12 protein-coding genes are annotated in these 18,627 nt (G+C 60.5%); 7 read left to right on the top strand and 5 right to left on the bottom strand.

The features are described 5' to 3' along the window. Positions 1-40: 40 nt before the first annotated feature. The 4 genes from C0039_RS11595 to glyA form a co-directional block, all read right to left on the bottom strand. The gene (locus C0039_RS11595; RefSeq protein WP_101518133.1) at positions 41-703 is read right to left on the bottom strand and encodes a riboflavin synthase; all 663 of its coding nucleotides are present in this window, start codon (positions 701-703) and stop codon (positions 41-43) included. Positions 704-738: 35 nt separating this feature from the next. Then, positions 739-1,860 (bottom strand): bifunctional diaminohydroxyphosphoribosylaminopyrimidine deaminase/5-amino-6-(5-phosphoribosylamino)uracil reductase RibD, encoded by a 1,122-nt coding sequence (gene ribD, locus C0039_RS11590; RefSeq protein ID WP_101518132.1) that lies wholly within the window; start codon positions 1,858-1,860, stop codon positions 739-741. 10 nt (positions 1,861-1,870) lie between these two features. Then, positions 1,871-2,335, bottom strand: a complete 465-nt coding sequence (nrdR, locus tag C0039_RS11585) for a transcriptional regulator NrdR (protein WP_075999127.1) — start codon at positions 2,333-2,335, stop codon at positions 1,871-1,873. Positions 2,336-2,632: 297 nt separating this feature from the next. Beyond that, the gene (gene glyA, locus C0039_RS11580; protein ID WP_075999128.1) at positions 2,633-3,895 is read right to left on the bottom strand and encodes a serine hydroxymethyltransferase; all 1,263 of its coding nucleotides are present in this window, start codon (positions 3,893-3,895) and stop codon (positions 2,633-2,635) included. A 280-nt stretch (positions 3,896-4,175) separates the two neighbouring features. Between glyA and C0039_RS11575 the strand changes: the two genes are divergently transcribed. The 7 genes from C0039_RS11575 to C0039_RS11545 all read left to right on the top strand — a co-directional run bounded on the left by C0039_RS11575 (position 4,176) and on the right by C0039_RS11545 (position 15,824). Next, on the top strand, positions 4,176-5,624 hold the full coding sequence (locus tag C0039_RS11575; RefSeq protein ID WP_075999129.1) for a circularly permuted type 2 ATP-grasp protein: 1,449 nt from the start codon (positions 4,176-4,178) through the stop codon (positions 5,622-5,624). Further along, positions 5,621-6,559, top strand: coding sequence for an alpha-E domain-containing protein (locus C0039_RS11570; protein ID WP_075999130.1), 939 nt, complete (start codon positions 5,621-5,623; stop codon positions 6,557-6,559). Before C0039_RS11575 ends, C0039_RS11570 begins: the two co-directional genes overlap by 4 nt. Before the next feature lie 34 nt (positions 6,560-6,593). Next, positions 6,594-9,944, top strand: coding sequence for a transglutaminase family protein (locus C0039_RS11565; protein WP_101518130.1), 3,351 nt, complete (start codon positions 6,594-6,596; stop codon positions 9,942-9,944). Positions 9,945-10,016: 72 nt separating this feature from the next. After that, positions 10,017-12,638, top strand: a complete 2,622-nt coding sequence (locus C0039_RS11560) for a circularly permuted type 2 ATP-grasp protein (RefSeq protein WP_075999131.1) — start codon at positions 10,017-10,019, stop codon at positions 12,636-12,638. A 1-nt stretch (position 12,639) separates the two neighbouring features. Further along, positions 12,640-13,524: a transglutaminase family protein gene (locus C0039_RS11555; protein ID WP_075999132.1), complete on the top strand. Its 885-nt coding sequence runs from the start codon at positions 12,640-12,642 to the stop codon at positions 13,522-13,524. A gap of 122 nt (positions 13,525-13,646) precedes the next feature. Then, entirely contained in the window at positions 13,647-15,311 is a 1,665-nt protein-coding gene (ettA, locus tag C0039_RS11550) for an energy-dependent translational throttle protein EttA (protein ID WP_075999133.1), read from the top strand. 153 nt (positions 15,312-15,464) lie between these two features. Beyond that, a complete protein-coding gene (locus C0039_RS11545) occupies positions 15,465-15,824 on the top strand; it encodes a PilZ domain-containing protein (protein WP_075999134.1) in 360 nt (119 codons plus the stop codon). 23 nt (positions 15,825-15,847) lie between these two features. On the opposite strand, the gene C0039_RS11540 is transcribed toward C0039_RS11545, so the two are convergent. Further along, a complete protein-coding gene (locus C0039_RS11540) occupies positions 15,848-18,619 on the bottom strand; it encodes a caspase family protein (RefSeq protein ID WP_101518129.1) in 2,772 nt (923 codons plus the stop codon). Between the last annotated feature and the right edge of the window lie 8 nt (positions 18,620-18,627).

Genomic DNA, 18,627 nt, shown 5'->3' with positions numbered 1-18,627 from the left:
CGCCCTGTTTGTTGCCCCTGCTCCAGGGGCAACGAGCCGCTTACTTATTCAAATACCCACTCTCAGCCAGCGTTTCCATGGACAGCGAACCACCCTGCACATGTGCAGCACTGTCTCCCTGCATCAGCCGCTCCAGGTAGCGGGCAATAACGTCCACTTCCAGATTGACGCGAGTGCCGGGCTGATATTCGCCAAACACCGTTTCCGCCATGGTCTGTGGAATAATGTTCAGCTCGAACTCAGCGCCGTTAACCGCGTTCACGGTCAGACTTGTGCCATCCACGGTAATACTGCCCTTGTGGGCTATGTATCGCGCCAATTCATCCGGCGCCCGCAGCGTAAAGCGAATGGAGCGAGCATCCTCGTGCAAACTGACTACCTCGCCCACGCCATCGACATGGCCGGAAACAATGTGCCCCCCCAGTCGGCTCGCCGGTGTCAGGGCCTTTTCCAGGTTCACCCGTGAACCCTGCTTCAGGCCACCCAGCGTCGTAAAGTCCAGGGTTTCAACCGAGACGTCAGCCCAGTAACCATCACCGGGTAACTCGACGACGGTCAGACAGGCGCCATTGGTACAGATGCTGTCGCCCAGGGCGACGTCCGCAAGGTCCAGTTCCCCCGTGTTGATACGCAGGCGCAGGTCGCCCCCCGAGGGTTGCATCGCCGCCACTTCGCCAACGGCCTGAATAATGCCTGTGAACATACGTCTCCCTGTCGATACTGCGCGGTTCTTGGTGCTTATTGGTACCGGGGCACCACAGTAATGCGCCAGTCCTGGCCCACCCTGCGCATGTCCTCGATATGCAGCGGCAGCTTTTCGGTCATCCGCTGCAGCGGCAATTCCAACAAGGGCCGGGCGTCACTGCCCATCAGCACTGGTGCCATATATACGATCAATTCGTCCAGCAGGCCCTCTCTAAGGAAAGCGCCAGCCAAACGCGGGCCGCATTCTACCAGAATTTCATTGCTTTGCCGCGCGGTGAGAAAGTCCAGCAGACCGTGCAGATCGAGGCCATTTTTATCATGCTCAAGTGGCAGGCGGTTAACCGCTGTTGCGATGATCGCCGCCGGCACCACGGCCTGGTCTGCATGGCACAGCAGCGTCGGGGCAGCGCTGTCGAGGACGTTCGCCGACGGCGGCGTGCGCAGTCCTGAATCCAGCACCACTCGCAGCGGCTGGTGAGCGCTGGCGCGAAGCGCTTCCTCCGGTGACAAACCCAGTTCGTCCTCACGTACCGTAAGCGAACAGTTGTCGGAGATCACGGTGCCAACGCCAGTGACCACGGCACAGCTCATGGCACGCAACCTCTGTACATCTACACGCGCCGCGGCGCCAGTTATCCACTGACTCTCTCCCGAGGCCATGGCGGTCCGCCCGTCGAGCGACATCGCCAACTTGGCCCTCACGCGTCCACGACCACGGCTCATGCGGGCAATAAAACCGGGAATGACCAGGCGCGCTTCCGACTCCAACAAACCGCACTCAACCTGAATGCCGGCAGCGCGCAATTTCTGCAATCCGTTACCGGCCACCAGAGGATTCGGGTCCTCCATGGCGGCCGACACGCTCACCACCCCGGCCCGGATCAGGGCATCGGCACAGGGCCCTGTTTTGCCCTGGTGGGAACAGGGCTCCAGGGTTACATAGGCGGTTGCTCCCCTGGCGGCGTCTCCGGCCTGCCGCAGGGCCTGCACCTCGGCATGATCGCCGCCCGCGGGTTGAGTAAAACCCTCGCCGACCACGGCACCGTCACGGACCAGCACACAACCCACGTGGGGGTTGGGCATGGCAGAATACATACCGCGCCTTGCCAGTTGCAGGGCTCGGGCCATCATGCCGGTGGCGAATGCGTCTGACATCGTCGGGCGATCAGTCGGACCGCGGCTCTCTTTCGAGAAAGTCGATGGCGTCGCGAAATTCGGATATATCCTCGAAGCTGCGATACACAGACGCAAAGCGCACGTAGGCGACCTTGTCCAGCTTCTGCAAATTGTCCATAACCAATTCCCCAAGGAAGACGGAGTTCACCTCACGTTCTCCGGTGGCCCGCAGTGCGTGCTTGATCTTGTTGATAACGGCTTCGACATCCTCGGTAGGCACTGGGCGTTTCTCCAGGGCCCGGGTGAAACCGGCGCGCAATTTGGCTTCATCAAATGGCTCACGGTTGCCGTTTTGCTTGACCACGCGCGGCATGACCAGCTCGGCAACCTCGTAAGTGGTGAAGCGCTCGGCGCAGCTCAGGCATTCCCGACGTCTCCGTACCTGGTCTCCCTCGGCGACCAGGCGCGAATCGATCACCTTGGTGTCTTCAGCGGCGCAGAATGGACAATGCATAGGTTAGTCTCGATTGGCTAAGTAGCTGAACAGTAACATATTTTCGGAAGCTGTTCGCCCAACAGCGTCGTGGCGCCGGGGTAACCCTGTTGCCACAGTCAGGCCACCGCTTTTTACGCAGCCGCGCTGGCGGGGGCTTTCCGCTGTGGATGTCTGAGGCTGCCAAAAGGTTGCGCCCAGCAACCTTTGCCGGGTTCCGTAGCGGCCCGCCAGCGCGGCGGAGTTTGTGGCCGTGGCAACAGGGTTACCCCGGCGCCACGACGCTTCATGCACCGAAGTGGGTAGGCGATTTATCAATCAACCATAGACGGGGAACCGCGAGCAGATTTCCAGAACTTTGCCTTTCACCTCTTCAATGACCTGCTCGGAATTGCCGCTCTCTAGAGACTCCAGCACGTCACACATCCAGTGAGTGAGCTGAGCGCTTTCCTCTTCGCCAAAACCGCGAGTGGTGATCGCGGGCGTACCCACGCGCAAACCAGAGGTTATAAATGGAGAGCGTGGGTCGTTGGGCACAGCGTTCTTGTTGACGGTGATATTGGCCGCGCCAAGGGCCGCATCGGCATCCTTACCGGTGTAGGGCTTGCCGATCAGGTCTACCAGCATCAGGTGATTTTCAGTGCCGCCGGAAACGATATTAATACCACGCTCAATAAACGTTGCCGCCATGGCCTTGGCGTTCTTCACCACCTGCTTCTGGTACTCGACAAATTCGGGGGTGGCTGCTTCCTTGAAGGAGATCGCCTTGGCGGCGATCACGTGCATCAGCGGACCACCCTGACCTCCGGGGAATACGGCGGAGTTGAATTTCTTTTCCAGTTCTTCGTTGGCCCGGGCCAGGATGATGCCGCCACGAGGACCGCGAAGTGTCTTATGGGTAGTAGATGTCACCACGTCGGCGTGCGGGACCGGATTGGGATAAATCCCCGCCGCCACCAAACCAGCAACATGGGCCATATCCACCAGCAGGTAGGCACCGACTTTGTCAGCAATCTCACGGAATCGCGCCCAGTCCATCACCTGGGAATAGGCGGAAAAACCGGCGATGATCATCTTTGGCTTGTGCTCCAACGCCAGCGCTTCAACCTGATCGTAGTCCACCTCACCGGTTTCCGCGTTGAGGCCGTACTGGATGGCGTTGTAGTTCTTGCCGGAGAAATTAGGCTTGGCACCGTGGGTCAGGTGCCCGCCATCGGCAAGGCTCATGCCCAGGATGGTGTCACCCGGCGTCAGCAGCGCCAGGAATACAGCGTAGTTGGCCTGCGAGCCTGAATGGGGCTGCACGTTGGCATAGTCGGCACCAAACAGGGCTTTAGCCCGTTCGATCGCCAGCTCCTCAGCCTGGTCAACGTACTCGCAGCCGCCGTAGTAGCGCTTGTGGGGGTAGCCCTCGGCATACTTGTTGGTCAGCACTGTGCCCTGTGCCTGCATTACCCGGGGACTGGCGTAGTTTTCGGACGCAATCAACTCGATATGCTCTTCCTGTCGGCGCTCTTCACGGCCGATGGCGGCAAAGATTTCGTCGTCAAATCCCTCTATGGTCATGCTGTTTTCGAACATGGGTGTCTCCCGGGTACTGGCGGGGTCTCACACCCCGACTGGAAAAGCGACGCAGTTTACAGAAAAAGGCAGCTACAAAGAAGCGTTAAACCGCTAATATCCATTCAGGTTTCGACCTGCGAGCACCCGGGCGCGCGCCTGCACAATCCCGACGCCCTGGCGACTGTCACTACGCCGGTCCACATTGATAGATCATGATATCTGGCCTATATATAACGAGGTGGCGCAGTCATTGCATGGGCAATATTGCGGTGCGCGCAACACACTATCCAGGGGAAACATGAAAAGTAGCTGGAATACTTACGACACCGGTCCCTTCTTCGATGAACTGATCACGCCGGCAGGCACGCCCCGCGTGGCCGCACGGCGGGCAGTCAACCTCTTCAAGGAAATGACCAATGAGGAGATGAACGCCAGGCGCTCAGCTGCGGAACTGGCAATCATAGATATGGGCATCTCCTTCACCGTCTACTCAGAGGGCGAAAATATAGACCGCGCCTGGCCCTTCGACATGATTCCACGGATCATCACCGGAAAAGACTGGGCGAAAGTCAGCCGAGGGCTCGCCCAACGCACCCGCGCCCTCAACGCCTTTATTGATGACATCTATAACCAGCAGAGAATCCTCAAGGACGGCATCGTTCCCGCTGAGACCGTACTGGAGTCGGGAAACTACAAGGCGCAGTGTGCCGGGATGTCGCCCCGTTATGGTGCCTGGGCACATATCTGCGGCACTGACCTGGTGCGTGACAAGGACGGTAGATTCTACGTATTGGAAGACAATCTGCGCGTGCCTTCCGGTGTCTCTTACATGCTGGAGAACCGCGAGATTACCAAACGGGTACTGCCCGAGCTGTTCGAAAACTACAGCGTTCAACCTGTGGATGACTACCCCTCACGCCTCTTCAGCACGCTGGCCTCTCTCTCGCCACGGGACCGCAGGCGCCCCTGTGTAGTGGTGCTCACTCCCGGTATCTACAACTCCGCATATTTCGAGCACTCCTTCCTGGCCCGCGGCATGGGCGCGGAACTGGTCGAGGGCTCGGATATGTTCGTGGATGACGACGACTGCCTGTATATGCGCACCGTGGACGGCCCCGAGCGTGTGGATGTGGTGTATCGCCGCATCGATGACGACTTCCTCGACCCGGAGGTTTTCCGCGAGGATTCCACCCTGGGTGTGCCCGGCATTATGCGCGCCTGGAAAGCCGGTAACGTGGCCATAGCCAACGCGCCCGGTTCCGGCGTGGCCGACGACAAGGTCGTCTATGCCTTCGTGCCCGATATGATTCGCTACTACCTCAATGAGAAACCCGCCATTCGCAGCGTGAAGACCTATCTGTGCATGATTGAAAAGGACCGGGAATACGTATTGAACAACCTGGAAAAGCTGGTGGTGAAACCCGCCAATGAGTCGGGAGGGTATGGTTTGATGGTGGGCCCCCACTCCACCAGTAAGCAACGGGATAAATTCAGCCGCCTGATTCAGGAGAACCCACGCAACTACATCGCCCAGCCCACGCTCTCACTTTCCACTGCGCCCACCTACATCGGCGACACCGTGGCACCGCGTCACCTCGACCTCCGACCCTTCATCCTCAGCGGCAAGGAAACCTGGGTCACGCCCGGTGGGCTGACCAGGGTCGCCCTGGTAGAGGGCTCCCTGGTGGTTAACTCGTCCCAGGGCGGCGGTAGCAAGGACACATGGATTGTGGAGGGCTCGAGATGAGACTGCTCTCCCGCGTCGCCGAGCGCCTTTACTGGATGGCGCGCTATCTTGAGCGAGCCGAGGACACAGCCAGATTGCTGCGCTCGCACACGCACCTGATCATGGATATTCCCTCCGGGTCAGAACCCAGTTGGGAGGTACTACTGCAAACCCTGGATGCGGAAGAGGGTTTTTCCAGGAACCACCGGGTAGCCAACGAAACCAATGTACTCAGGTTCCTCATGGCTGACCTGGAAAACTTAAGCAGTATTGCCCGCTCCATTCAGGCCGCGCGTGAAAACGTCCGTACTACCCGCGATGTCCTGCCGGCAGAGGTCTGGGAACACGTGAATGAGCTTTACCACTATTCACGAGAGCACTCGGCATCATCGGTGGGCCGACGCAATCGTCACCGCTTCCTGGAGCAGGTGATCGGCCGCTGCCAGATGATCAATGGCCTGATCATGACCACGCTGTGTCGCGACCACACCAACCGCTTTGTAAGAATCGGACATTTACTGGAGCGCGCCGACATGACCACCCGCGTTCTGGACGTGGGCATAGGCACCCTGATGAACGAGGAACGTAACCCTAGCACCACCGATCCCCTGGTCTGGGCAAGCGTACTCAGCTCGCTGTCCGCCCTGGAAACCTACCGGCGCACGGTTGGGCCACTGGTAGAAGGCGCGGAGGCCGTCGACTTCATTTTCCGCGACGGCACGCTGCCGCGGTCGCTGAAGTTCTGTCTGAATGGCATTCGTGAAGAACTGGCTCCCATGCAGAACAATACAGCGGCGATGAAAGTGATCGACCGCGCACGACGCAGCCTCTCCCGTTTCGACCCACATAAAGCCGGACGACTGGACATGCATCGTTTTATCGACAAGTTCCAGGCCAACCTGCTGGCCCTGGGTACGGAGATCAATGTCGCCTGGTTTCTCACCGAGCAGGCTTGAACCTCCACCCACATAACCTCACGCGGTACACAACATGACGATTCGGGTAGCGATCAACCACCGGACATCCTACAAGTTTGACCGGCCCGTCAATATGTCGCCGCATACTGTCCGTTTGCGTCCTGCACCACACTCGCGAACGCCTATTGCCAGCTACAGCCTGAAGATCAAGCCGCAGGAGCACTTTATCAACTGGCAGCAGGATGCCTTCGGCAACTACCTCGCCAGGCTGGTGTTTCCAAAGAAATGCACCGAGTTCGAAGTCGATGTAGAAGTCATCGCCGAAATGACGGTGATCAACCCCTTTGATTTTTTTCTCGAGGAGTACGCGGAGAACTACCCTTTCACCTATCCGGAACAGCTTAAGAAAGAGCTGCAGCCCTATCTGGAGGTCATAGAGCAAGGCCCCCTGTTTGCAGAGCTGCTGGAGAGCGTTGACCGTAGCAAAGCCACGGTCAACGACTTCCTGGTTGCGGTAAACCAACTTGTCGAGAGCAAGGTCGAGTACCTGGTGCGCCTGGAGCCGGGCGTACAGACACCCGAGGAGACCCTGGAACTGAAGAAGGGGTCCTGTCGTGACTCGGCCTGGCTGCTGGCTCAACTGTTCCGCCGCCTGGGTCTCGCATCACGCTTCGCCTCCGGTTACCTGGTACAACTCAAGGCGGACGAGAAGTCCCTGGACGGCCCGTCGGGCACGGAGGAAGACTTTACCGACCTGCACGCCTGGTGCGAAGTTTACCTCCCGGGCGCCGGCTGGGTGGGCCTGGACCCCACTTCCGGGTTGTTTGCCAGCGAGGGCCACATTCCACTGGCCTGCACACCGCACCCGGTCTCTGCGGCCCCCATCGCCGGCGCCACAGACAAGTGTGAAGTTGAGTTCGAGTTCAGTAATACGGTTACCCGCATCCTTGAAGATCCGCGCGTTACCAAACCCTACAGCGAGGAACAGTGGTCGCACATCCGCGCCCTGGGCAGCGCCGTGGACGCGGTATTTGATGCCAACGATGTACGCCTGACCATGGGCGGCGAGCCCACCTTTGTCTCCGTCAATGACATGGAGTCGGACCAGTGGAATACGGACGCCCTGGGGGCGGACAAACTGAGTCTGGCCAAAACGCTGTTGCTGCGCCTGCGTGACCGCTTTGCCCCCCATGGGCTGCTTCATTACGGTCAGGGCAAGTGGTACCCCGGAGAAGAAGTTCCCCGCTGGGCACTGGGCGTGTTCTGGCGCAAGGACGGCGAACCGCTGTGGCGGGATCACACCCTGTTTGCACGGGTAGACAAAGACTACGGGCGCGATATCAAGGACTGCATTCGCTTCGGCCGCAAACTCTGCGACCTCCTGAGCCTGCCACGAGCCTGTAGCCAGCCAGCGTATGAGGATGGCATTTACTACCTGATGCAGGAGCAAAACCTGCCCAAAAACCTGGATATCCTCTCCAACAAGGTCAGCAGCGACCTGGACCGGAGACGCCTCGCCAGACTGATCGAGCGCGGCTTCAGTATTCCCACGGGCATGGTGCTGCCGCTGGCACGCAACACCGGATGGCCGCTGCAGGAGAAGGAATGGCATTCCAGCCTCTGGCCGATGCGTCGAGAGCGCATTACCCTGATCCCGGGCGACTCGCCCATGGGCCTGCGCCTGCCCTTGGCCGACCTGCCAGAGCTCGCTGAAAAAGCCGACCAATTCCGCCCCCAGCGCGACCCTTTCGAGCCCCGCAAGGGCCTCGCCAAACGCGAAGACATGCGCTTTAACGAGGCCGGTGAGCATGCCGATGACGCTCTGGAGGAGCCTGCGTATGAAGCGGTCGTGCGCACTGCGCTGTGCATCGAGGCCAGGGACGGCAAGCTGTGTGTCTTTATGCCGCCACTGGAATACCTGGAAGACTACGTGGAGCTGACTGCCGCCGTGGAGGTCGCCGCCGCGGCGCTGAGCATGCCGGTGCTGGTCGAAGGCTATGAGCCGCCCAAAGACCCACGCATGCAAAAATTGCTGGTCACGCCGGACCCGGGCGTGATCGAAGTCAACGTGCACCCGGCAAACAACTGGGCCGAGCTGGTGGAAAACACTACCGCCCTTTACGAAGAGGCTAGGCAATCGCGCCTCTCCACCGAAAAATTCATGCTCGACGGACGCCACACCGGCACTGGCGGCGGCAACCACATCACCCTGGGTGGCGCCACGCCGGCAGACAGCCCCATGCTGCGTCGTCCGGACCTGCTGCGCAGCCTGATCACATTCTGGCAGCATCACCCCAGCCTGTCGTACCTGTTCTCCGGCATGTTCATCGGTCCAACTTCCCAGGCGCCGCGGGTCGATGAGGGACGCGACGAGATGCTCTACGAGCTGGAGGTGGCGTTTTCCCAGATGACATCAGGCGAGGTGCCCCAGCCCTGGCTGGTTGACCGCCTGCTGCGCAACCTGCTGATCGATGTTACGGGCAACACCCATCGAGCCGAATTCTGTATCGACAAGCTGTATTCCCCGTCCGGGCCGGCTGGCCGGCTGGGGATACTTGAGTTCCGCGGCTTTGAAATGCCGCCGCATCCGCGTATGGCCCTGGTGCAGGCGCTGCTGCTGCGCTGCCTGGTGGCACGCTTCTGGGAAAAGCCGTACCACAAGCCCCTGGTGCGCTGGGGTACGGAGCTGCACGACCGATTCATGTTGCCTCACTATATCTGGGAGGATATGAAACACGTGGTGAACGATTTGCGCGACCACGGATATGCCTTCGACCTGGAATGGTTGCTGCCCTTCGAGGAATTCCGCTTCCCCCACTACGGCCGGGTGCAACTGGGCGATATCGAACTGGAACTGCGCTGGGCGGTGGAGCCCTGGCATGTTCTCGGCGAGGAGACCACCAGCTTCGGCACCTCGCGCTACGTTGACTCTTCCGTGGAGCGCCTGCAGATCCGTTGCAGCGGCCTCACCGAGGGCCGCTACGTTATCGCCTGCAACGGCCGTCGTGTGCCCATGCGCAGCACCGGCGTCCACGGCGAGTATGTGGGCGGTGTGCGTTACCGTGCCTGGCAACCTCCCTCAGCCCTGCATCCTCTTATCGGTGTCCACGTGCCGCTGACATTTGACCTTATCGACACCTGGAACGGGCGTTCACTGGGCGGCTGCACCTACCACGTGTCCCACCCCGGCGGCCGCAGCTACGACACCTTTCCGGTCAACGCCTTCGAAGCGGAATCCAGGCGCATCAATCGTTTCGATACTGTTAGCCACACCCAGGGGCCGTTCATTCCCATGCCGGAGGTCTCTGCCCTGCGTGAGTTCTTTCCCAACGGCGCAGTGCCCGGACCCATGGAGCCGCCACCGGAAGAACCGGCAGGTGAATACCCCTACATTCTCGATATGCGCAGCCCCGGTCCACGCTAGCGTGGCCGTAGCTTTATGCGTATATTGAGCCGCCTCAAATCAGTGTCCAGCGCCGCAGGTTAAGCTCAACCGATGTCCCAGTCGCAATCACCATCAATTGGCCAGCCAACAGTGCCGGCAGCCTCCGACACGCTGGAGTACAGCCCCCAGCCCGGGCTGCTGGACGAGACCAGGGCGGCAGACGGCAGTGTCAAGCCAGGCTGGCAATACCTGCTGCAGAGCGTTGGCGACCTGGGTCCGGAGGTGATGCGCCAACGCGAGCACAAAGCCAGACGCATCCTCCGCGACGATGGCGCCACCTACAATCTTTACGGCAAGCCGGGCAGCCCCAGCACCAGCTGGGAGCTGGACACTGTTCCCTATGTGATCGACAGTGAGGACTGGGCCGGTATTGAAGCGGGTCTGGTGGAGCGCTCAGAGCTGTTCAACCTGATCCTGCGCGACCTCTATGGTCCGCGCGATATCATTCGCCATGGTGCGCTGCCCCCGGAAGCACTGTTCGGCCACGGCGGATTCCTGCGCGCGTGCCAGGGCCTGCAAATGCCTGGTGAACAGGAGTTGATCCTGCACGCCGTCGATATCGTACGGCGCGCAGACGGCAGCGTTTGCGTGCTCTCCGACCGCACCCAGGCGCCGTCAGGCTCTGGGTACGTTCTGGAAAACCGCACTGTGATGTCACGCGTTTTTCCCAGCCTGTATCGTGACAGCCATGTGCACCGCATCGCCAGTTTTTACCATCGACTGCGCCTCAAGCTGATTTCGTTGTCACCCTCGGGGGATATTCCACGCATCGCCCTGCTCACCCCGGGTGCAAGGAATGAAAGCTACTTCGAGCATGCCTACCTCGCCAACTACATGGGCTTCCCGATGGTGCAGTCCGGCGACCTGGTGGTACGCAATGGCTTCTTGTGGATGAAGTCGCTGGAGGGCCTGAAACGCGTAGATGTGCTGCTGCGCCGGGTGGACGATGAATCCTGTGACCCAGTTGAGCTGCGCGCCGACTCGCAGATGGGGGTACCGGGCCTACTCGAGGTCGTGCGCACAGGGCGGCTGGTGATCGCCAACCCACTGGGTAGCGGCGTACTGGAAAACCCCGCGCTGCTGAAATACTTACCCGCTATCAGCATGTTGTTACTGGGCCGCGAGCCACGCCTGGATTCAGTGCAGACATACTGGGCTGGCGACCACCGGGACCTGGCTTTTATCAACGACAATATCCGCTCACTGATCATCAAGAATACCTGGCGCGGTAGCAACGAGCCCAGTGTTTTCGCCGGCGACCTGGACGAGACTCAGCTGCAGGCCCTGCTGGCAAGAATCCATCGTTACCGCCACCAGTTCGTCGCCCAGGAAAAGCTGGCGAAGTCCTACACGCCCGCATTCAACGGCAGCGGTCTGGAGCCCAGGCCGACCCTGCTACGCACATTTTCGGTGGCAACAGATAATTCATACACGGTACTGCCCGGCGGGCTGACGCGCATAGGCACATCACTGGACGGGCAGTTCATCAGCATGCAGGAGGGCAGCCCCTCCAAAGACACGTGGGTGACAGCGTCGGAGCCGGAGCGTGCACCGGTGCCGGGGCTTGCCCCGGAGAAACGGCATTTTTCAGGCGAGTCAGCGCTGGACAGTCCGCCCAGCCGGGTTGTCGAAAACCTGTACTGGATGGGTCGTTACGCTGAACGCGCGGACGCCTCGATGCGCTTGTTGCGCACTGTATTCGTGATGCTCAATGGCGAAGACCCGATCAGCGCCGATGCCCAGCGCATCCTGCTGCAGACCGTCTCCGAGATCACCTACACTCTCCCCGGTTTCACCACGGCCACAGCGGCACAGCTCGCAGACCCGGAAGCGGAACTGATGCAGATTGTGCGCGACGGTGAACGTGTCGGCAGCGTGCGCTCAACCATCAACTCGATGTTGCTGGCCGCAGACGAATCCAAAGAACTGCTTTCCACTGACACCATTCGCGTTATCAATGATGTGCGCGATGCGCTGGACAATCTCGACGGCGACCTGGCCGGCGGGCTTGCCTCGGCACCCGAAGAAGCACTGGACCCACTGGTTACCGCGCTGGCCGGTTTGTCGGGGCTGACCCAGGAATCCATGATACGCGGAATGGGCTGGCACTTTATCGAAATGGGCAAACGCATCGAGCGTGCACAACAAACCATCGCCACCGTTAAAGGTCTGATGGGCACTGTCAGCGGAGAAATGGAACAGTCCACGTTGCTGACTGCCCTGCTTACCTCAATGGAGGTATTGATCACCTACCGGCGCCGCGGTCGCGAGAAGCGCGGCATCGAACTTGGCCTGGAGCTGGTCCTGCTGGATAGCCGCAACCCGCGCTCACTGCTGTTCCAGCTGGAGCGCCTGCAGGAACACCTGGTTGAGTTGCCCAGGCCCGGCAAAGAGTCCGGCGAGCTGAATGCGGAGAGTCGCGCCCTGCTGGAAGCGAGCACCCTGGTTAAACTCAGCACCCTGCCGCAACTGCTCCAGGTCGCAGACCAACGCCGTCCCGAGCTGGAAGCCAGAATGACGCAGCTGGCGGACTTGTTGCGTGAATTCAGCCGCCTGATTACCGATAAGCACTTCGATCACCGCAGCGGCCCGCAACAATTGTTCACCAGTTTTGGCGGCACCGCCCCGGGAGTGCTCAACGCAGGCTTACCAGGCGCCGGGGAGCGCGGCTGACATGCGCTATCGAGTCACTCACTCCACCCATTACCGCTACGCCGCCAGGGTCACATCCTGCTACAACCTGGCCAACGTGGTGCCGCGCGATACCAAACGCCAGCGTTGTATCAGCAGCCGCATCGTGGTTTCACCGCAGCCTGCCGTCAGCCGTTCGCGTACCGACTACTTCGGCAACCAGGCTTACCACTTCGAAATACAGAAAGCCCACAAGGAACTGGTTATCACTGCCGAGAGCGAGATCCACATCTCGGACCGGGACCTGGACCTGAACCTGGATTTTGGTATTTCCTACGGACAGGCCCTGCACCATCTGCGCAACAACCGCTCGCAGCAAACGCTGGAAGCCCGGGAATACCTGCTCGACTCGCCCATGATAGCGGCGAGCGAGGAGCTGGCGGCCTACGCCCAGCCCTCGTTTATCCCCGACCGATCACTGAAGTCATGCGTTGCAGACCTGACCAGCAGGATTTTCCACGATTTCGCCTATGACCCGGCTTTCAGCACTATCGCCACCCCTCTCACCGAAGTACTGGCGCACAAGCGCGGCGTCTGCCAGGACTTCGCACATCTGCAGATAGGTTGTCTGCGCGCTGTGGGCATTCCCGCCAAATACGTTTCCGGTTATATCGAGACACTGCCGCCTCCAGGTGAAGAAAAAATGGTGGGTGCCGATGCCACCCACGCCTGGGTCAGCTACTTCTGCCCGGATGAAGGTTGGCTGGAGTTCGATCCGACCAATGACACGTCTGCCAGCAGCCAACACATTGTCACCGCTTTTGGTCGCGATTACATCGATGTCACACCGATCAAGGGCGTGATCTTTGGAGGGGGTGAGGCCCCGGTTCTCAGCGTTTCCGTTAATGTGGAGCGCATAGAGGACTGACTCACACTGAATCCCGGCACCGTGTCTGCGCTCCCCGCCATACCTGTCATTCAGCAGAGGGTGCGCGCGGCGCGGCGCGCTGTTAAAATCCGCGCCTTTATCAGCCCATTCAAGAGTTACCCATGGCCCAATACGTCTACACCATGAACCGGGTCGGCAAAATCGTGCCGCCCAAAAAAGAAATTCTCAAGGATATATCCCTGTCTTTTTTCCCGGGCGCCAAAATCGGCGTTCTGGGTCTCAACGGTGCGGGTAAATCCACCCTGCTGCGCATCATGGCAGGCGTTGACACCGACATTATCGGCGAGGCACGTCCGCAACCCGGCATCAAGATCGGCTACCTGCAGCAGGAACCGCAGCTGGACCCTGAAAAAACCGTCCGTGGCAACGTGGAGGAAGGCGTACAGGAGGCCATCGACGCCCTGGCTGGCCTGGAGAAGGTCTACGCCGACTACGCAGAGCCCGATGCTGACTTCGATGCCCTCGCCAAAGAGCAGGCACGACTGGAGGACGTTATTCAGGCCACCGACGCACACAACCTGGACCACCGCCTCGAAGTGGCCGCCGACGCCTTGCGCCTGCCGCCCTGGGACGCAGACGTGACCACCCTCTCCGGTGGTGAGCGCCGCCGGGTCGCACTGTGCCGCCTGCTGCTGTCCAACCCTGACATGATCCTTCTCGACGAACCCACCAACCACCTGGACGCCGAGAGTGTAGCCTGGCTGGAACGCTTCCTGGAGAGCTTCCCGGGGACCGTGGTGGCGATTACCCACGACCGCTACTTTCTCGACAACGCGGCCGGCTGGATTCTGGAACTGGACCGTGGCCGCGGCATTCCCTACGAGGGCAACTATTCGGATTGGCTGAACGCCAAGGAACAGCGCCTGGAGCAGGAAGCCCGCCAGGAAGCCTCCCACCAGAAGGCCATCAAGGCCGAACTGGAATGGGTGCGCTCCAATCCCAAAGGACGCCAGGCAAAAAGCAAGGCTCGCCTGCAGCGCTTTGACGAGTTGCAGTCGCAGGAATTCCAGACCCGGAACGAAACCAACGAGATCTATATCCCACCCGGGCCGCGCCTGGGTGATAACGTGATCGAAGTAAAGAACCTGAAGAAAACCTTCGGTGACCGCCTGCTGTTCGACGATGTCAGTTTCGTTGTCCCCCCCGGGTCCATCGTCGGCATCATCGGTGCCAACGGCATGGGTAAGTCCACCTTGTTCAAGATCATCACCGGCGAGGAGCAACCCGACGGCGGCGAGGTCAACGTCGGCGAGACGGTGAAGCTGGGCTACGTGGACCAGTCCCGTGACGACCTCGATGGCACCAAAACCGTGTGGGAAGAGCTGTCTGACGGCCAGGACATCATCCGCATAGGCAACTACGAGGTGCAGTCGCGCTCCTATTGCGGACGCTTCAATTTCAAGGGCTCCGACCAGCAGAAATACGTGAAGGATTTATCCGGCGGTGAGCGCAACCGCCTGCACCTGGCCAAGCTGCTCAAGCAGGGCGCCAACGTGCTGTTACTGGACGAACCCACCAACGACCTGGATGTGGAAACCCTGCGCGCCCTGGAAGAGGCCCTGCTGGCTTTCCCCGGCGCCGCCATGGTGATCTCGCACGACCGCTGGTTCCTGGACCGCATTGCCACCCATATTCTGGCCTACGAGGACGATGGCGGCGTGGTATTTCATGAGGGCAACTTTACTGACTACGAAGAAGACCGCAAGCAGCGCCTGGGCGCGGCCGCGGATCAGCCGCATCGCGTGAAATACCGGAAACTTAAATAACGCCGACCTCCCGGGATGCCGCGAACAATCAAGCGGACATGTAAGCGGCTTCCCCGGTGAAGTGAAAACCTCGGTTTTTAGAGGCAGGAGTGTTTGCGTCGAGCACACACAGCGCTATAGTGTTGTTATCGCTAGTATAAATAGAGCGTTAGTATGACCGAAATCCGTAATGAGCAACGCAAGAACACCCGGGTCCCCCTGGATCTTCCGGTGGAGATTCACCAGGGTGGCAGTATGTGGCCCCAGCGCCTCATCGATATCTCCCTCTCCGGAGTCGCCACGGACCAACCCGGCGAGTGGGACGCGCAATACAATGAAGCCTTCACCCTGATCATCAAGCTGGAGGATGGTACGGAAATTGAGCTGCATGCCTACCTGCAACACGTAGAAGCGGGTCGCCTGGGTTTTACCGTACAACACGTGGACCAGGAAAACATCGGTCCGCTGATGAATCTGCTCAGCCGACAAATGGACCTGTCAGCCCTGGAAGAGGAGCTCGCCCGCCTGCTGTAGAGGCGGTGGGAACGGTGCCGGCATCAGCGCCTGGGCACCAGCACAAACTGGCCGTTTTCGTGGCCTGCATCCTCAATGGCCGCGAACTGGGGTGCCTGGTCCAGGTAACCCAGACGAGCCGCTTCCATCTGCACCCTGCCGAATACCTGGGCATGCAGCATCTCGCCGTTGATCACCCCTGCGTTGCCCCCCAGCACCTCAAGCAGCGCACCGGCAAAGACCGAGTGACCATCAGGACCCTCGTCCAGCACAGGCTTGAGTCCACCAGATGTCAGCACGGTGCGCGACTTGTTCGCCATCCAGTATTTCACCAGGGCAGGGACCGCTTTATTGATGGTGGGGCTGGCATTGCGCAACATGGCGCCTGAATAGCAGGAGTCCGCCACGACCAGAACGTGTTTGGCAGGGCTGTGGTTGAGGGTCTGGGTAAGGTCACCGCTGGATACGGCATCAGACAGGGGTGCGCCCATGCGGTAGTCCGTGGGCAGCCAGTAGCCATCCCCGAATTCGTCCATCTTGCCATGACCAGCGTAATACAGCACCACTGCGTCCTTTTTGCTGAAATCCCTCGCCTGCTGCAATACAGAGTACATCTCGCTGCGATTGAGATTGATCAGCACCTCCACCGAGAAACCATAGCGCGACTCCAGCATCTGTTTCAGCTCACGGGCGTCCCGCGGCGGCGTCTGCAGGTCCGGCATGTAGTCATATTCATAGTTGGCGATAATTACCGCCTTGTAATTGCCTGCCGGTTTCACCCGTGGCAGTGAGGCTGGTACGCTGGAAAAAGACGGACCGGAAGCCGATTGTGCAGCGGCCCGGCCACGCCCGGCCGGGTTCGCGACCACCGCGGTGCCGCTGCGTGTAGCCAGCAGCCGGGTCTCCTGCTGCGCGCCCAGCATATTGACGTCACTCTGCAGACGCGCCTGTTCCCGACGAATCTGCGAGGTCTCCGTACCCACCTGCGCCAGTTTCATCCGCGTTCTTTCCAACTCCGCCTGCAGGCGACGCCGGTCCGCTTCACTGCGACTGCGACTCGTGCCCAGGTCCTGCTCCAGGTTCTGCACCTGCTGGTTCAGCGCTTCCTTCTCCCAGCGCGCCTCCTCCATGGCCTGGTCGGCTGCACGCAGGCGGGTCTGGGCCGCGGCTAACTTGGTCTTGGCCGACTCCAGTTCAATTTCCATCCAGCTGCGCTGGTCTACTTCCGCCGCCAGCTCCGAGCGCATCTGATCCTGCTCATTGACCATATCCGCCCAGCGCCCTTGCATGGCATCGCGCTCCGCACGCAATTCGCTCACCACCCGCTGTTGCTGTTCCATTTCAGCGCGCAGTATCTTAACTTCTCCCTGTTCATCCTCGCCCAGTGCTTCCATGCGCTCAGCCAGGGTGGCCGCATCTGCCTGGGCATCGGCCAGGGCGTACCGACTGCGGGTCAGGTCCTTTTCTATTTGTGCCACTTGCGCCTCAGCTGCCTGCAACTGTTGCGCCAGTGCCTTGCGCTCCGCCTGGCTGCTGGCCAGGGCGGCGCTGAGATCGGCCTCGCGCAGATTGGCGCTGGCCAGTTCATCCTTGAAGCTGCTGCGCTCCTGGGCCACCGACTGTTGCAGTTGGGCTAATTCGGTTTCCTGCCTGGCGACCTCAGCCCGGGCTGCACGCAGTGCATCTTCAAGGGCGGTCTTGTCCGCGGAGCCCGCCGCCCCGGAAGTCTGTTGTCGGCCAACTTGTTCCTGCAAACTGGCCTGCCTGGCCCGGCTATCTTCAAGCGACGCCACGGTCTGCGCGAGCCGTTGTTCCATCGCCGTCAAGTCCTGTTCCTTGCCGTTCAACTCCCGCAGCAGCGCGTCGCCCCGCGTGGCCTCCTCCTCCAACTGCTCTTTGGCGCGGGCGAGTTGCTTCTGCCTCACCTCGCCCTGGCGAATGCTGGCGGCCAGCTGGGCCTCCTGGGCACTGACGTTAGCCTCAAGTATTTCGATAGCGACCGCCTGCTCATCCAGGCGTTGTTGACGCGCCAGCAGCTGCTGCTCCAGCTCGCGCACCCGGACAGGGTCCCCTGCCGCCTGCACGGACTCCAGCTCGGCCTGCAAAGAGGCGGTAGAGCGACGCTCCGATTCCAGTTCGCGGCCCTGTGTGACCAAGCTGGTTTTGGCACTCTCCAGGTCGCGCTGCAGCCGCCCGGTGGCCAGGTTTTGCTTTTCCAGCTGGCCCAGCAAACCGTCAATACGTCGCTGCGCAGCGCTGCGCTCGGCCTCCACTTCGGAGGCCAGCAAAAGGTCTTCATCCAGATCCAGCGCACTGCGCCAGAGGCCCAGGGCCTGGCCCTTGTCTGCCTCGACGCCCAGCCCGTTTTCGTAGAAATAGGCGAGCCTGCGCTGAGCCCGACGGTCACCCTGCTCCGCGGCCTTCCCATACCATTGCGCTGCGCTCTTGTAATCCGGCTCTCCAAGCCAGCCTTTCTCATATATTTCACCCACGTATATCTGCGACGTAGCATCACCGTCCAGCGCACCCTCCATCCAGACCGCCAGCGCATTCTCGTAGTTAGCTCTATCGTAGAGGGTATATTCGCCACCGCGGATTTCACACTCGGAAGAAGTCATCTCCCGGGGTTTGCGCCGCTCCAGATAGGTCATCATGCCGCCGACCTTGCGTACCCGGCCAGGTAGCAGGCATATCACCGGTTTATTGGCGTCGACGTCAGCGTAGTTTTTACTGGCGATTGAGGCCTGCTGCTCCGTGGCCGCCATAGTGGGCATCAAGGCAAGGATCGAGGCCGCAGCAAGTAATGGAAGTTTCACGGGGTTCC

It is taken from the genome of Pseudohalioglobus lutimaris (assembly GCF_002866825.1).
Classification (GTDB): Bacteria; Pseudomonadota; Gammaproteobacteria; order Pseudomonadales; family Halieaceae; genus Halioglobus; species Halioglobus lutimaris.
Note: the sequence above shows the minus strand (reverse complement) of the source record. Positions and strands in the feature narration are given on the sequence as shown.

Excerpts from the sequence above, each read along its gene's own strand:
- C0039_RS11560 (WP_075999131.1), top strand. The coding sequence starts at position 10,017 with ATGTCCCAGTCGCAATCACCATCAATTGGCCAGCCAACAGTGCCGGCA.
- glyA (WP_075999128.1), bottom strand. The coding sequence starts at position 3,895 with ATGTTCGAAAACAGCATGACCATAGAGGGATTTGACGACGAAATCTTT.
- C0039_RS11565 (WP_101518130.1), top strand. The coding sequence starts at position 6,594 with ATGACGATTCGGGTAGCGATCAACCACCGGACATCCTACAAGTTTGAC.
- C0039_RS11570 (WP_075999130.1), top strand. The coding sequence starts at position 5,621 with ATGAGACTGCTCTCCCGCGTCGCCGAGCGCCTTTACTGGATGGCGCGC.
- ribD (WP_101518132.1), bottom strand. The coding sequence starts at position 1,860 with ATGTCAGACGCATTCGCCACCGGCATGATGGCCCGAGCCCTGCAACTG.
- C0039_RS11545 (WP_075999134.1), top strand. The coding sequence starts at position 15,465 with ATGACCGAAATCCGTAATGAGCAACGCAAGAACACCCGGGTCCCCCTG.
- C0039_RS11595 (WP_101518133.1), bottom strand. The coding sequence starts at position 703 with ATGTTCACAGGCATTATTCAGGCCGTTGGCGAAGTGGCGGCGATGCAA.
- C0039_RS11555 (WP_075999132.1), top strand. The coding sequence starts at position 12,640 with ATGCGCTATCGAGTCACTCACTCCACCCATTACCGCTACGCCGCCAGG.
- C0039_RS11575 (WP_075999129.1), top strand. The coding sequence starts at position 4,176 with ATGAAAAGTAGCTGGAATACTTACGACACCGGTCCCTTCTTCGATGAA.
- nrdR (WP_075999127.1), bottom strand. The coding sequence starts at position 2,335 with ATGCATTGTCCATTCTGCGCCGCTGAAGACACCAAGGTGATCGATTCG.
- ettA (WP_075999133.1), top strand. The coding sequence starts at position 13,647 with ATGGCCCAATACGTCTACACCATGAACCGGGTCGGCAAAATCGTGCCG.